Origin of the sequence: Streptomyces sp. NBC_01498, from assembly GCF_036327775.1 — a bacterium.
GTDB lineage: Bacteria > Actinomycetota > Actinomycetes > Streptomycetales > Streptomycetaceae > Streptomyces.
This window is the reverse complement of the sequence record NZ_CP109598.1, coordinates 1,971,997-1,986,373: the sequence shown is the minus strand read 5'-3', so window position 1 is coordinate 1,986,373 and position 14,377 is coordinate 1,971,997. Positions and strand designations below refer to the sequence as shown.

The window sequence follows — 14,377 nt, the reverse complement described above, 5'->3', positions numbered from 1 at the left end:
TTGTTCGACTACGGCGAACTGTGTGGGGAAGGACGTGTTCCACCTGCCTCATGGTTCAGCCGCGTCCGAAATCGGCCCGCGCGCAGCTGAGTTGACTGCCTCAGCCCTTCACCGCACCGCCGAGCGCGAAGCCGCCGCCCAGCCGGCGCGAGATCAGGATGTAGAGCAGCAGTACCGGTGTGGAGTAGAGGATCGAGAACGCCGCGAGCTGGCCGTAGACCACCGACCCGTAGTTGCCGAAGAACGTGAAGATCGAGACGGACGCGGGCAGTTGGTCCGGGGTGAGCAGCAGCATGAAGGGGACGAAGAAGTTTCCCCAGAGCTGGATGAACGTGTAGATCATCACGACCGTCGTCCCCGGCCCCATCAGCGGCAGCACGATCCGGGCCAGCGTCTGGAGCATCGAGGCCCCGTCCGTCCACGCCGCCTCCTCCAGGACCGTCGGGACACCGTCCATGAAGTTCTTCATCAGCCAGATGGAGAAGGGCAGTTGGGACGTCGCGAGGAAGAGCGCCGTGCCGTGCATCGTGTCGACCAGATTGACCTGGACGAACAGCCCGTACACCGGGACCATGATCGCGGTGATCGGCAGACAGGTGGTGAAGAGGATCGTCAGCAGATACGGGCGGCTGAACCGTGAGCGGTAACGGGACAGCGGATACGCCGCCAGCGCCGCGCACGCCACCGTCAGCAGCGTCGCACTGCCGCACAGCAGAAGGCTGTTGAGCATCGGTGTGAACGTGATCTCGTCGGTGAGAACGGCACCGAAGTTCTCCGTCGTCGGCGACGACGGCAGCCGTACCCGCAGATCCGCCTCCGCGTCGAGCGACGACAGCAGCAGCCACAGCAACGGGAGCAGGAAGGCCGCGGCGACCGCGACGAGCGCGGCGTCCGAGGCGAGCCGGACGCGAGTGGCGCGCCTCATCACACCTCCACCTTGAGCAGACGCACATAGACCACCGAGAACAGCGCGCCCACGAGAAGCAGCAGCAGCGCGACCGCCGTGCCGTAACCGATCAGGCTCTTGAGAAACGCCGTGTCGTACATGAACACGGGCAGCGTCTGGCTGCGATTGCCCGGCCCGCCGCGCGTCATCGCCCAGATCAGCCCGAAGACGGACAGCGTGGAGAGCGTGTTGAGCATGAGGTTCGTACCGATGGAGCGCCGGATCATCGGCAGGGTGATGTGCCACAGCCGCCGTGCCCCGCTGGCGCCGTCGACCTCCGCCGCCTCCGTGATGTCCTTCGGGATCTCGGACAGCGCGGCGGAGTAGATCAGCATCGAGAACGCCGTGCCGCGCCACACGTTGGCGAACGACACGGCCAGGATCGGCAGGGTGAACAGCCAGTTCTGGGAGGGCAGTTGGAGCCAGTCCAGGATCGCGTTGAGCGTTCCCTCGCGGCGGAAGAACGCGTACAGCAGGAACGCCGCGACGATCTCCGGCAGGATCCACGCCGCGATCACGACGGCGCCCGTCAGGGTCCGCACCGGCCGTGACGCGGCCCGCATCAGACCGGCCAGGGCCAGCCCGATCGTGTTCTGGCCGAGGATGGACGAGACGACGGTGAAGACCAGCGTCAGCCAGACCGCGTTGCGGAAGTTGTCGTCCGCGAAGGCGCGCCGGAAGTTGTCCAGGCCGACGAAGTCCGACGTGGACGAGCCGGTCAACTGCGTGTTGGTGAAGGCGATCCAGACGCAGTAACCGATCGGCCCGGCGAGGAAGAGGAGCAGCAGGACGGTCGCCGGGGCCAGCGGCAGCCAGCGCAGCGCCCGCGCCCCACGCCCGTACGTCCCGGGTTCGGCCCTCGCCCGCCCGTTCTGTCCGTGCCCGTTCTCTCCGTGTCCGTTCCCCCCGCGGCCTTTCGTTCCGTCCCGGCCGGAGCGGGGCGAACGGCCGCCCACGCGACCGCCGTTGGGAGCCTTCTCCACCCCGCCACCGCCGTGCGCGCCGACCGCGCTCACGGCGTCACGACGCGCGGCGCCGCCGTCACCGCTTTCCCCGAGCCCACCCCGGCCGGGCTCATTTCTCGACCACCGCGCCCTCCGCGATCGTCTTCACCTGCTCGTCGTACGCCTTCGCCGCCTCCGCCGCCGACGCGTCCCCCGTCGTCACCGACTCCATCGCCTCACCGATGGCGGACGACACCTGCGGATACACCGGGAGCGCGGGACGGTAGTGCGTCACCTCGACCAACTGGGTGAAGAAGTCGATCCCGGGCATCGACTTCAGATACCCCGGGTCGGCCGCCACGTCCTTGCGGACGGCGATCTGCGCGCCGACGACGTCCCACTCGACGGCGTTCTCCTTCGTCTGCTGCGTCTTGATGAACTCGAAGGCGAGATCCGGGTTCTGGGACTTCTGCGGGATCGACCACGCCCAGCCGCCGGACATCGACACACTGCCGGGTGCCTGCCCGTTCTGTGTCGGCATCGGCGCCTGCGCCAGCTCGGTGGACCACTCGGGCCACTCCTTGGGGCCCTCGTTGATCCAGTTCTGACCCATCCAGGAACCGTCCAGCGAGATCGCCAGCTTGCCCTCGGGGAAGAACTCCGTCGCCACGCGCGTACCGATGTTGGGATCGAGCGCGTCGGAGACGTCGGGCCCCAACTTCTCGGCGTACACGGTTCGTACGAACTCCAGCGCGTCCTCGAAGCCCTTGCCGCCCGCGACCCACTTCTTCTCCGCCGGGTCGTACAGCGGGTCCGCGCCCGTGCCGTACAGCAGCATCTCGAAGCCCTGCATCACCGCGGCCTCGCCGGGGCCCTTGCCGGTGTAGACGTTGAGCGGGATCGCCTCCGGCACCTCGCGTTTGACGGTGCGCGCGGCGTCCAGGACCTCGGCCCAGTTCCGGGGCCGCCAGTCGGCCGGCAGACCCGCCTCGGCGAAGATCTTTTTGTTGAACCAGAGACCGCGGGTGTCGGTGCCGTCCGGGACGCCGTACGTCTTGCCGTCCTCCGCCTTCGCGGCCGACTTCGCCGTGTCCACGAACTGGTCCCAGGTGTCCCACTTCTCCAAGTACTCGTCCAGCGGCCGGAGATAGCCCGCCTTGATGTCGGAGTTGATCCGGAAGGTGTCCTCGTAGACCACGTCGGGCGCGGTCTTCGGGGAGCGCATCATCTGCTGCGCCTTGGTGGCGTAGTCGTTGTCCGGGGCCTGGATCGGGATCAGTTCGACCTTCTTGCCCGGATTGGCCTTCTCGAACTCCTTCTTCACGGACTCCAGATAGGTGTCCTTGAAGCGGATCTTGTTGTCCGTCGATCTGTTGTAGGCCACCTTGACGGTGTCCGGATCGCTGCCGGAACCGCCACCGCACGCGGTGAGAGCACCGGCGGCGAGGACCGTGACGAGGATCAGTGGGGCGGTGGGGCGCACGGGCACGACCTCCTCGGTTTGCCGCGAAGAGCTGCCCGGCGACCGTAGGACCGGGCCAATCGGAAGGTCAATCCCCGTGCACCGCCCACTCCTACGGGCCACGGCGGATCACTCCGGCGTGTGCTCCGCGCGCGGCACCAGCGGACGGACCTCGGCGGCAGTGAACCGTACGAAGCCCTCCGGGTCCGGTTCGTCGGCCGTCGGCTGGAGCACCACCGTGTCCGCGCCGGCCTCCGCCAAGTCCCGTACGACCCCGGCGATGTCGCCGGCCGAGCCCGCGACCCCGTGCGGACCGTCGGGGCCCCAGACATCGGTCCCCTCGCCCAGGGAGTCCAGTTCGGCGCGCAGCCGCGCGGCGGCGTCCGGGCCGGTCGCCGTGTGGAGATACACGACGACCGGATGGCTGCCGGTGCGTCCGGCCGACTCCCGCCCCTCGGCGATGAGTTGGCGGGCCCGGCGTACCTGGGCGGGCGACGTGCCGCCGGTGAGGATCGTGCCGTCGGCGGCCTCGCCCGTCAGCCGCATCGTGCGCGGCCCGGTGGCACCGGCGAACACGGCGGGAGGGGTGGGGGAGTTGGACGGCGGCCAGTCGAGCGCGACATCCCGCAGTGTCACGTACCGCCCGTCGGTGGTCACCCGCTCACCTGCCAACAGCGCGCGCAGCGCCACGAGATGCTCACGCAGCAACGTCAGGGGCGACTCGACACGGGTGCCGGTCTGCGCCATCCAGTCCTGTACGCCGTGGCCGACGCCGAGCAGGGCCCGCCCCGGGAACAGCCGGTGCAGGGTCGCGGCCTCCATGGCGGTCAGCGCGACGTTGCGCAGGGGTACGGGGAGCAGACCGACCCCGACGCGCAGCCGCTCCGTCCAGGCGAGGGCGGCGGAGGCGCTGGCGATACCGCTCTCCAGGAAGCAGTCCTCCCAGAGCCACAGCTCGTCGAGGCCCGCGTCGTCCGCGACGCGGGCGAGGTCGCGGAGTCGTTCGGGGGGCAGTTGGGGGCGGAAGACGGCGCCGAGAACAGTCATGACGGCATTGTTCACGGCGCGGGGGTCCCGCGCACCGCCGGGCGCCGTGGGCGCGGGTGGGTATGTGGACGGGGACGCGGGGTATGCGGGGGACGCGGGCGGGCGGCACCGTACGCCGGGACCCGTGCGTGGGCGAGACGGGGTCAACGCACTCCATCCGGGGCGTCGTTGACGGGCGTCGTCACCGGGGCGGCGACCGGTGCTCGGTGCCGGGCCGGCTGTCCGGTACCCGCTACCGGCCGGAGGCGATCCACCGGTACTGAAGCTCGGGGCGGCCGATCTGGCCGTACTGGGGGCTGCGGTCCGCCTGACCCGCGCCCACCAGATGCTCCAGGTAGCGGCGCGCGGTGATCCGGGAGATACCGAGACCGGCCGCCGCCGCGGTGGCGGTCAGCCCCTCCGGCGCGTCGCGCAGCGCCCGCGTCACCGACTCCAGCGTCGGGCCGCTGAGCCCCTTCGGCAGCGACGCGGGCTGGGGCGCCCGCAACGCGCCGAGCGCCCGGTCCACCTCGTCCTGCCCGCTGGCCTCACCGGCGGCGGCCCGGAACTCCGCGTAACGGCTGAGCCGGTCCCGGAGGGTCGCGAAGGCGAAGGGCTTCAGTACGTACTGCACGACGCCCAGCGACACCCCTTCGCGTACGACGGTCAGATCGCGCGCCGACGTGACCGCGATGACGTCCGCGTGGTGGCCGGCGGCCCGCAGACCGCGGAGCAGTTGGAGGCCGTGCCCGTCGGGGAGATACAGGTCGAGGAGGATCAGGTCGATGTCCGTGCGCTCCAGCACCCGGCCCGCCTCGACGCGGGAGTGCGCGACCCCGGCCACCTCGAAGCCGGGCACGCGGCCCACGTACAGCTGATGGGCGTCGGCGGCGACCGGGTCGTCCTCGACGACGAGCACACGGATAAGGCGCGGGGCACCGGCGTTCGGAGTGCGGGTCATGATCCGCCGTGCTCCCCACCGTCGGTCGCGGCACCGGTCGTTGTCGGCGGCGCCGGGTTCGCGGTGGCCGCTGTCCCGGCACCGGCCATCGGCGGCGTCGGGTTCGCCGGGGCGGCGTCCGCCTCCGGGGCCGGGTCCGTCGCGCGATCCGCAGCGGAACCGGCGCTCGTACGAGGAGCCGCACCCGTGCTGGTGCCCGCCCCCGTCTCCTTACGCGGATCGCTATCCACACCCGTACCCCTGCGCGTGTCCGTACGCGGGCCGGAACCCGCACCTCTGCCCGTGTCCGTACGAGGTCCGGGATCCACACCCGCCTCCTTGCGCGGGCCGGCCCCCGCCCCCGTCTCCTTACGCGGATCGCTATCCACACCCGCACCCCTGCCCGTGTCCGTACGCGGACCGGGTTCCGCCCCCGTACGCGAAGCCGCACCCGCACCGGTATCCGAGCCCACACCCGCACCGGCCCCCGCCCCCGCACCGGTATCCGTACGCGTACGCGCGCCCAGCGGCAGCCGTACGGTGAACACCGCACCGCCGTCCCGCCCCGGCGTCAGCTCCACCGTGCCGCGCGCCCGGTGCACCGCCTGGCGTACCAGGGCCAGGCCCAGTCCGCGCCCCGCGCCCCGGGTCGACCAGCCGCGCCGGAACACCTCCTCCATGTCACCGGGCGCGACCCCCGGCCCGGTGTCCCGTACCCGCAGCAGCAATTCGCTGTCCCGCACCCGCGCGGTGACCGTGACCCGCGACTCGTCGGTGCCCCGCGCGGCGTCCACCGCGTTGTCGATCAGATTGCCGAGGATCGTCACCAGGTCGCGGGCGGCCAGCGACGGCGGCAGCACCCCGTCGTCCATCCGGCTGTCCTCCGCCAGCACCAGCTCCACGCCCCGCTCGTTGGCCTGCGCCGCCTTTCCCAGCAGCAGCGCCGCCAGCACCGGCTCGGCGACCGCGCCGACGACCCGGTCCGTGAGCACCTGCGCCAGTTCCAGCTCCGCCGTCGCGAACTCCACCGCCTCGTCCACCCGCCCCATCTCGATCAGCGACACGACCGTGTGCAGCCGGTTCGCCGCCTCGTGCGCCTGCGAGCGGAGCGCCTGGGTGAACCCCCGCTCCGAGTCCAACTCGCCCGACAGTGCTTGGAGTTCGGTGTGGTCCCGGAGCGTCGCGACCGTGCCGCGCCGCTCGCCGCCGATCACCGGACGGGTGCTGACGACCACGATCCGGTCGGCCGTCATATGCACCTCGTCCACACGCGGCTCCGACGCGAGGAGCGCGCCGACGAGCGGCGCGGGCAGCCCGAGTTCGTCGATGGTGCGGCCCACGGCGCTGTCGTCCAGACCGAGGAGTTCCTGGCCGCCGTCGTTGATCAGCGCGATCCCGCCCCGCGCGTCCAGCATCAGCAGCCCCTCGCGCACGGCGTGCAGCGCCGCCTCGTGGTAGTCGTGCATCCGGCTCAGCTCGGCGGCGTTCATGCCGTGGGTGTGCCGGCGCAGCCGCGCGTTGATCACGTACGTGCCCACACCGCCCAGCACGAGCGCGCCCCCGGCGGCCAGCGCCAGGACCTGCACCTGCCCCTCCAACTGGCTGGAGATCCGGTCCACGGTGATGCCGACACTGATCAGACCCGTGATCCGCCCGCCGTCCACGATCGGCGTCACGGCGCGGGTGGAGGGCCCGAGGGTGCCGGTGTAGGTCTCGGTGAAGGTCTCGCCGCGCAGCGCGGGCGCCGTGGTGCCGATGAAGGGCAGCCCTATCAGTGCCGGATCGGGATGGGTCCAGCGCGTCCCGTCCGGCCGCATGATCGTCACGAAGTCCACGCCGGTGTCCACACGGACGCGCTCCGCGTACGGCTGGAGGGTGGCCGACGGGTCGGCGGACCTGATCGCCTCCCGTACGGAAGGGGAGTCCGCCATCGCCCGCGCCGTGGCCGTCACCTGGCGCTTCGCGGTCTCCTCGGCCTGCGCCCGGTCGGTGAAGTAGGCGAACAGCGCGCATCCGGCCACGACCGCGGCGACCAGCACGACCTGCATCGCGAAGAGCTGGCCCGCGAGGCTGCGGGGACGGGGTAGCTGCATGGCACAAGTCTGCCTGGCCGAAATCGTATGAACGAAATGCACGTAAGGGTGACCGGGGTCACAGGCTGGTGGATAGTCGCCGGGACCCCCTCGGGACGAGGACGGTCATGTAGGGACAAACGAGTCAAGGAGGACCCGTGGCCGCTACTCGGGACCGTACCCATTATCTGTATCTGGCCGTGATCGCCGCAGTGGTTCTCGGAATCGTGGTCGGATTCGCTGCCCCGGGGGTGGCCGTCGAGCTGAAGCCCATCGGAACGGGCTTCGTCAATCTCATCAAGATGATGATCTCCCCCATCATCTTCTGCACCATCGTGCTGGGCGTCGGATCGGTCCGCAAGGCCGCGAAGGTCGGCGCCGTCGGCGGTCTGGCCCTCGGCTACTTCATGGTCATGTCGACCGTCGCGCTGGCCATCGGCCTCGTCGTCGGCAACATCCTGGAGCCCGGCGCGGGCCTGCACATCACCCAGGCCACGGCCGACGTCGGCGCCGCGCAGGTCAACGGCGACGCCGAGACGACCGCGGAGTTCCTGGTCGGCATCATCCCGACCACGCTCGTCTCCGCCTTCACCGAGGGCGAGGTCCTCCAGACGCTGCTCGTCGCGCTGCTCGCGGGCTTCGCGCTCCAGGCCATGGGCTCCACCGGCGAGCCGATCCTCCGTGGCATCGGGCACATCCAGCGCCTGGTCTTCCGCATCCTCGCGATGATCATGTGGGCGGCCCCGGTCGGCGCGTTCGGCGCCATCGCGGCGGTGGTCGGCGAGACCGGCGTGGACGCGCTGAAGTCGCTCGCGGTCATCATGATCGGCTTCTATGTGACCTGCGCGCTGTTCGTCTTCGTGGTCCTCGGCGCGCTCCTGAAGTTCGTCACCGGCGTCAACCTCTTCGCGCTGCTGAAGTACCTGGGGCGCGAGTTCCTGCTGATCCTGTCCACCTCGTCGTCGGAGTCGGCGCTGCCGCGTCTGATCGCGAAGATGGAGCACCTGGGTGTCAGCAAGCCGGTCGTCGGCATCACCGTGCCGACCGGTTACTCCTTCAACCTCGACGGCACCGCCATCTACCTCACGATGGCCTCGCTCTTCATCGCCGAGGCGATGGGCGACCCGCTCTCCATCGGTGAGCAGATCGGCCTCCTGGTCTTCATGATCATCGCGTCGAAGGGCGCGGCGGGTGTCACCGGCGCCGGCCTGGCGACCCTGGCGGGCGGCCTCCAGTCGCACCGGCCCGAACTGGTCGACGGCGTCGGCCTGATCGTCGGCATCGACCGCTTCATGAGCGAGGCGCGCGCCCTGACGAACTTCGCGGGCAACGCGGTGGCCACGCTCCTCGTCGGTACGTGGACGAAGGAGATCGACCGGGCCAGGGTGGACGAGGTGCTGGCGGGCCGGATTCCGTTCGACGAGAAGACCCTGGTCGACGACCACCACGGGGCGGACGAGCGGCCGAGTCTCACGAAGGAGTCCGACGGGCCGTCGGAGGCCCCGGACCCGCGCGACGAGACACCCGCGAAGGTCTGAGGACCGGCACCACCACGTATCACCGCCCGACCAGGGCCGGGAGCAGATCCCCCTGCTCCCCGGGCCCACGATGACCGGCCCGTACGGAGACGTCCGTACGGGCCGGTCACTTGTGTCTCCTCGTCCCGGGTCCGGGCCTACCGGGCACCGTGGTCGGCGGCATCGAGGCCGGCCTCCGCGCGGTCCAGCCGCCGCAACGTGTCCCGTTGCGCGAAGGGCTGGGCGAACTGCCCCAGCGCGCCCAGCAGAAGCAGCGTTCCGGTCAGGAACTCGCCCTCCAGGAACCTCGGTACGGAATTGAGCAGGAAGACCGCGCCCAGCGCGACGAACATCCAGCGGAACCGCCACAGCCTGGCTGTCGCCGGGCGCTGTTTCGCCAGCAGCCGCCGCATCGCGGTCCGTTCCGACGGGTCCCGGGGGATGTCCCCCTTGCGTATGCGCCGCGACAGGGAAACGAAGCTCGCGTACGGCACCCCGCTCTCGCGTGCGGACCCGCGGTTCACGGCCCGCACCAGGAGGAAGCAGCAGCCGACGATCAGGGGTACCAGCACCCCGGCGACGACGACGGTGGTCGCACCCCCGTCCCCGACACCCAGACCCACTCCGCACAGCACCAGCAGAACCACGAGCAGAGCCCCCGGGAGCGCGGGCCGTTCCGACCACGAGGCCCCGCCCCGGCCGGTCGTGTCGTCGGTGCCGCCCGGGTCGTTGTCGCGGTTCACGGTGCCGCTCATGCCCGGTGCCTCATGTCGTCGTGCCGGGTGCCCGAGGTCGCGCCCAGCCGCTCCGTCAGCCGCGCGTACCGCGCGAAGAGGCGGCGGTTCCACAGCGCCACCAGGACCAACAGGGCGGCGACCACCACGACGACGGCTGCCGCGACCACCTCTCCCAGCAGCAGGAAGAGGACGATGAGCAGGACCGCTCCCACCCCCGTCACCGGGAGACCCCACCGGCCCGTCGGACGCAGCTGCTCCTCACGGCGCCGTACCAGGACCGCCATCTCCCGGCGTTCCTCCGGGTCTTCGGGCACGTCCTCCTTCTGGATGCGCCGGTCGAGGTCGGGCACCCGGTCCGGGTCCGCGCCGAGCGCACGGGCGTCCTTGCGCCGGCGCCAGATGGCTGTCGGCGTGAGCAGCGCCGTGTAGATCAAGGCGCCCATCGCCGCGTCGAACAGGCCGCCGTCCCGGTCGGTCAGCAGACGTATCCCCGTCATGAGGAGGAACGTCAGTGGGACCGCCACCCACCAACGGTCCAGCCACCAGCGCCACCCGTGCCGGTTCTCGTGCGAATGCGTCATCACGACTCCGCCCACCCCAGGTTCGGAGCACTTCTGCCGTCCGCGCTCCCGGACTTGGCGGGTACCCCCGTTTGTCCGGTACGCACGGCAGCGGGCCCCGCACGGAGTGTGCGGAGCCCGCGGCGTGGACCGGTCGGTCGTCTCAGCCGTACGGGATACGGACCACCGACTGGTTGCCGATGCCGAGCGTGCCCGCGCCGTTGCCGATGGCGTTCCAGACCTCGATCCGCACCTTCCCGTTGACCAGGTTCCCGTGCGAACCGGTCGACGCCTTCAGTCCGCCGGCCTGCGTGTAGTGCTCGAAGCCGGGCACCGGGTCCGTCGCGAAGTAGTGGTACGTCTCCGTACGGTCCCAGCTGCCGTCGCCCGTACGGTCGTAACTCACCCGCACCTGCTGGCCGTTGCCCACCGCCGTACCGGAGTCCGCGAAGAGGTCGAACTGGGTCGCCCCGCCGTTGTAGGCGCGGGTGATGCCGCCGGAGGTGAAGACCTGCGGGTTGTACGGCGTCCCGTCGCGGTTGACGCCGCCCGCCGAGACGACGGTGGCGTTCGCGCCGGACGCGGCGGCGTCACCGAGGCCGCCACCGGTGCGCGCGTACAACTGAGAGGAGCCGGACGGCGGGTCGGTGGGCGGGTCGGTCGGGCCGGAGCCGCCGCCACGGGTCCAGACGCCGACGTAGTCGACGAGCATCGGCCGCCCCGGCACGGTGGCCGCCGTCGGTGTCGGCCCGCCGAGCGCGTCGGGGAACGCCCCGCCGATCGCGACGTTGAGCAGGATGAAGTACCCCGCGTGATTGGTCATGTTGGTCCACGTCGTCGCGTCCAGCTGGTTCTGGGTGACGGTGTGGTAGAGCTGGTCGTCCACGTACCAGCGCAGCGCGTTGGGCGAGCTGGAACGGTCCCACTCGAAGCGGTACGTGTGGAAGGCCGACTGGCAACTCGATCCGGGGCAGGGGCGGTTGGCGCCGAGGCCGGTGGTCTCGTTGCACGGGCCGCCGGGGTTGACGCCGCAGTGCAGCACCGCCCAGACGGAGTTGATGCCGTTGACGTTCTCCATGATGTCGAACTCGCCGATGGCGGGCCAGTTCCAGTAGTTGCCCCGGTAGGGCGCGCCGAGGGCCCAGAAGGCGGGCCAGTAGCCGGAGGCGGCGGCGCCGGTCACGTTCGGCATCTGAATCCGGCCCTCGATGCGCAGGGTGCCGCCCGCCGGTGCCTTGAAGTCCGCGCGCTTCGTCTCGACCCGGGCGGACGTCCAGTTGCCCGCACCGTCCCGGAGCGGGGTGATCCGCAGGTTCCCGCCGCCGTCGAGACTCAGGTTCTGGGCGTTCGCGGTGTAGTTCTGGATCTCGCCGGTGCCCCAGTTGCCGGGGCCGCCGGGGTAACCGTGCCCGGTGTCGATCTGCCAGTTCGCGGCGGACGGGGGCGCGCCGCTGCTCCCGTTGAAGTCGTCGCTCCACTGAAGGTTCCAGCCGGGCGCGGGCGGTACGTCGCCCCGCGCCGTCCCGGCGCTGGACAGCCCGACGAGCCCGGCGACGGCGACGGTCATCGCGAGCAGGGCGGCGAGGAGAGGCGTACGGGGTCTTCTTCCGGTGCGGCTGCTGGTGCGGCTCGTTCTCAAGGAACACCTCCGGTGCGGATGGTGCCGAGATGTGTCCGGCTCTGGCTGCGGCGAGAGCCCTGCTGAGAGCGCTCTCACCTTCGTTGTTTAGATGAACCCCGACACCCCGTCAATGTCCCCGGCGCGTTGAATTCCCGAAGCCTCGAACCGGAACTCCCGGACCAGAAGCCCCGGCCGTAGGTCCCTCACCCGGGGCCGGGGCCGGGGCCGTGCCGCGCGGGAGTCTGTCGTCAGACCTCACCGAGCGCCGCCTCGACACGGCGGCGCAGGGCGACGGCACGCGGGTCGTCGTACCTCCGGACCAACTCCCGCGCGCCCGCCCAGTGCCGGGCGGCGGCCTCCGGGTCGTCCGCCGCGACGGCTCCGGCGAGCCCGTCGAGCGCGACGGCCTCCTGCCACCCGTCCCCCAACTCGCGGTGGACCACGGCGGCCCGCCGGTGGAACCGCCCGGCTTCCGCGTGCCGCCCGAGCCCGCGATACGTCAGCCCGGTCCCGTACCAGGCGAGCGCCTCCCGGCTGCGGTTGCCGAGCCTGCGGTGGAGCACGGCCGAGCGCTGGTAGGAGACGAGGGCGTCGTCGTACGTCCCGAGGGAGCGCTGGGCGTCGCCGAGGGCGAGGAGCCAGAAGCCCTCCAGCCGGTCGTCGCGGAGGGCGAGCGCGATGTCCATCGCCCGCTGGGCCGAGCGCAGGGCCTCTTGCGGCTGCCCGTCCTCCAGTTGGAGGCAGCTCACGACCCGCAGGATGTTCCCCTCACCTCGTGGATTGCCCAGTGCACGGTGCGCGGCCAGGGCTTCGCGGGCGACGGACGACGCCTCCACGAGGAGTCCGGCGCTGTTGTGGGCGGATGCCAGGTTGGACAGCGCGATCGCCTCCCACGACGGCGACCCCGCCTGCTGGAAGAGCCGCACTGCCCGTGTGAAGTGCTCAGCCGCCGAGGTGAGTTGGCGGGTGCGCAGGTGGACGAGGCCGATCAGGTTCAGCGCTGTCGCCTCGCCGGCGGCATCGCCCGTCTCATGGCGGATCCGGCGTGCGCGCCGGTGGAACTCCAGCGCCTCGGCCGGCCGGTCCACCCGCACATGGTCCTTGCCCAGCTGGGTGAGGAGCAGGGCTTCGGTGTTCCGGTCGCCCGACCGGCGGGCCGCGTTCAGCGCCAGGTCGCCCACCGTCAGCCACTCGCCGACCGGTGCCGACGAGGGACGGGCGTTCCACGAGGCCACCGCGAGCCGGCAGGTCCTCCGGTCGTCCGTTCCGGCTGCGGCGCGGATCGCCCGAAGGAGGTTGGTGTGTTCGCGTCCGGCCCAGTCGATCGCGGAGCCGTAGTCGGAGAACGCCACGGCGGGCACACCGTCCGACGGCGGGAGGGGCACGTGGCGTTCGTCCGGGTTGATCCAGCTCTGGGCGGCATCCGCGCCGTACAGATACCAGTCCAGCAGGCGGTGCAGCGCGGTCTCCCGCTCCCCGGCCGGGTCCTCGTGGTGGGCCTGGTCGCTCGCGTACGCGCGGAGGAGATCGTGGAACTCGTACCGGTCGGGCGCCCGCTGCTCCAGCAGATGGGCGTTGACCAGCGAGTCGAGCAACTGCCGCGTCCGCGGAACGGGAAGAGCGGCGAGGACGGCGGCGGCCTGGATCCCGAACTCCGGACCGGGATGCAGACCGAGCAGACGGAACAGCCTGGCTGCCTGCTCCGGCAGAGCCCGGTAGGACCAGGCGAAGACGCTGCGGACGGCCTCCGCCTCCTCGTCGTCACCCGTACTCAGCGCGTCCCAGAGGGCCGACTCGTCCCGCAGGTCGTTGATCAGGTCGTCCAGGCGCAGATGTGGCCGACTTGCCGCGCGCTCGGCCGCTATCCGCAGCGCCAGTGGCAACCGGGCGCAGAGATCGGCCAGTTCGGTGAGCTTCTCCAGGTCGTCCGCCGGGCGGTAGCCGGCGGTGACAGTGCGCAGCAGTGCCACCGCCTCCTCCTGGGGGAGTGTCCCGAGCGTGATCCTGCGGGCGCCGTCGCGGACGGCCGGCCCGGAGAGCCGGCTCCTGCTGGTGACGAGGACCAGACAGCCCGCCCCGCCCGGGAGCAGCGGACGGACCTGCCGGACCGTCGCCGCGTTGTCCAGGACCACGAGCATCCGGCGGTCCGCCAGCAGCGAGCGGTAGAGAGCCGCCGCCGCGTCGAGACTCTGCGGCACCGACCCGGCCCGGACACCGAGGGCGGTCAGGAACCGGTGCAGCGCCTCCTGGGCGATCACCGGCTCCCCGGGGTCGTACCCGCGCAGGTTGACGTAGAGCTGCCCGTCCGGAAAACGCTGTCGCACCTGGTGCGCCCAGCGCAGCGCGAGCGAGGTCTTGCCCGCTCCGGCGGTGCCCGCGATGACGCAGACGGAGATGACGAGCGGGGCACCGTCCTCGCCCGGGACGACCGCGTTCAGCTGGTCGAGTTCCTGAACCCGGTTGACGAAACCGGATGCGTCGGCGGGGAGTTGACGGGGGCCCGGGGCCGGAGTTCCGTCGTCCCCGTGGGAGGCCCGATGGAAGTGGATGCC

General features: G+C 71.3%; 11 protein-coding genes. 1 reads left to right on the top strand and 10 read right to left on the bottom strand.

Annotated features, from left to right (window positions below):
* Nucleotides 1–100: 100 nt before the first annotated feature.
* From OG875_RS08175 to OG875_RS08150, 6 genes are all read right to left on the bottom strand, one after another.
* On the bottom strand, nt 101–925 hold the full coding sequence (locus OG875_RS08175; RefSeq protein ID WP_330173551.1) for a carbohydrate ABC transporter permease: 825 nt from the start codon (nt 923–925) through the stop codon (nt 101–103).
* Entirely contained in the window at nt 925–1,767 is an 843-nt protein-coding gene (locus OG875_RS08170) for a carbohydrate ABC transporter permease (RefSeq protein WP_330177652.1), read from the bottom strand. Before OG875_RS08170 ends, OG875_RS08175 begins: the two co-directional genes overlap by 1 nt.
* Nucleotides 1,768–2,020: 253 nt before the next feature.
* Nucleotides 2,021–3,373, bottom strand: coding sequence for an extracellular solute-binding protein (locus tag OG875_RS08165; protein ID WP_330173550.1), 1,353 nt, complete (start codon nt 3,371–3,373; stop codon nt 2,021–2,023).
* Nucleotides 3,374–3,481: 108 nt separating this feature from the next.
* Nucleotides 3,482–4,399, bottom strand: a complete 918-nt coding sequence (locus tag OG875_RS08160) for an LLM class flavin-dependent oxidoreductase (RefSeq protein WP_330173549.1) — start codon at nt 4,397–4,399, stop codon at nt 3,482–3,484.
* 232 nt (nt 4,400–4,631) lie between these two features.
* On the bottom strand, nt 4,632–5,339 hold the full coding sequence (locus tag OG875_RS08155; RefSeq protein ID WP_330173548.1) for a response regulator: 708 nt from the start codon (nt 5,337–5,339) through the stop codon (nt 4,632–4,634).
* Entirely contained in the window at nt 5,336–7,411 is a 2,076-nt protein-coding gene (locus tag OG875_RS08150; protein ID WP_330173547.1) for a sensor histidine kinase, read from the bottom strand. Before OG875_RS08150 ends, OG875_RS08155 begins: the two co-directional genes overlap by 4 nt.
* A gap of 137 nt (nt 7,412–7,548) precedes the next feature.
* Between OG875_RS08150 and OG875_RS08145 the strand changes: the two genes are divergently transcribed.
* Nucleotides 7,549–8,928 (top strand): cation:dicarboxylate symporter family transporter, encoded by a 1,380-nt coding sequence (locus tag OG875_RS08145; RefSeq protein ID WP_330173546.1) that lies wholly within the window; start codon nt 7,549–7,551, stop codon nt 8,926–8,928.
* A 137-nt stretch (nt 8,929–9,065) separates the two neighbouring features.
* On the opposite strand, the gene OG875_RS08140 is transcribed toward OG875_RS08145, so the two are convergent.
* The 4 genes from OG875_RS08140 to OG875_RS08125 form a co-directional block, all read right to left on the bottom strand.
* Nucleotides 9,066–9,662, bottom strand: a complete 597-nt coding sequence (locus OG875_RS08140) for a hypothetical protein (protein WP_330173545.1) — start codon at nt 9,660–9,662, stop codon at nt 9,066–9,068.
* Complete coding sequence (locus tag OG875_RS08135) at nt 9,659–10,225, bottom strand: hypothetical protein (protein WP_330173544.1); 567 nt, start codon at nt 10,223–10,225, stop codon at nt 9,659–9,661. The genes OG875_RS08140 and OG875_RS08135 overlap by 4 nt, the downstream gene beginning before the upstream one ends.
* A gap of 142 nt (nt 10,226–10,367) precedes the next feature.
* Nucleotides 10,368–11,771, bottom strand: coding sequence for a glycoside hydrolase family 16 protein (locus OG875_RS08130; RefSeq protein WP_330177651.1), 1,404 nt, complete (start codon nt 11,769–11,771; stop codon nt 10,368–10,370).
* Nucleotides 11,772–12,073: 302 nt separating this feature from the next.
* Nucleotides 12,074–14,167 carry an ATP-binding protein gene (locus tag OG875_RS08125; RefSeq protein WP_443079249.1) on the bottom strand — a complete coding sequence of 698 codons (2,094 nt, stop codon included), beginning with the start codon at nt 14,165–14,167 and terminating at the stop codon, nt 12,074–12,076.
* Nucleotides 14,168–14,377: the final 210 nt, after the last annotated feature.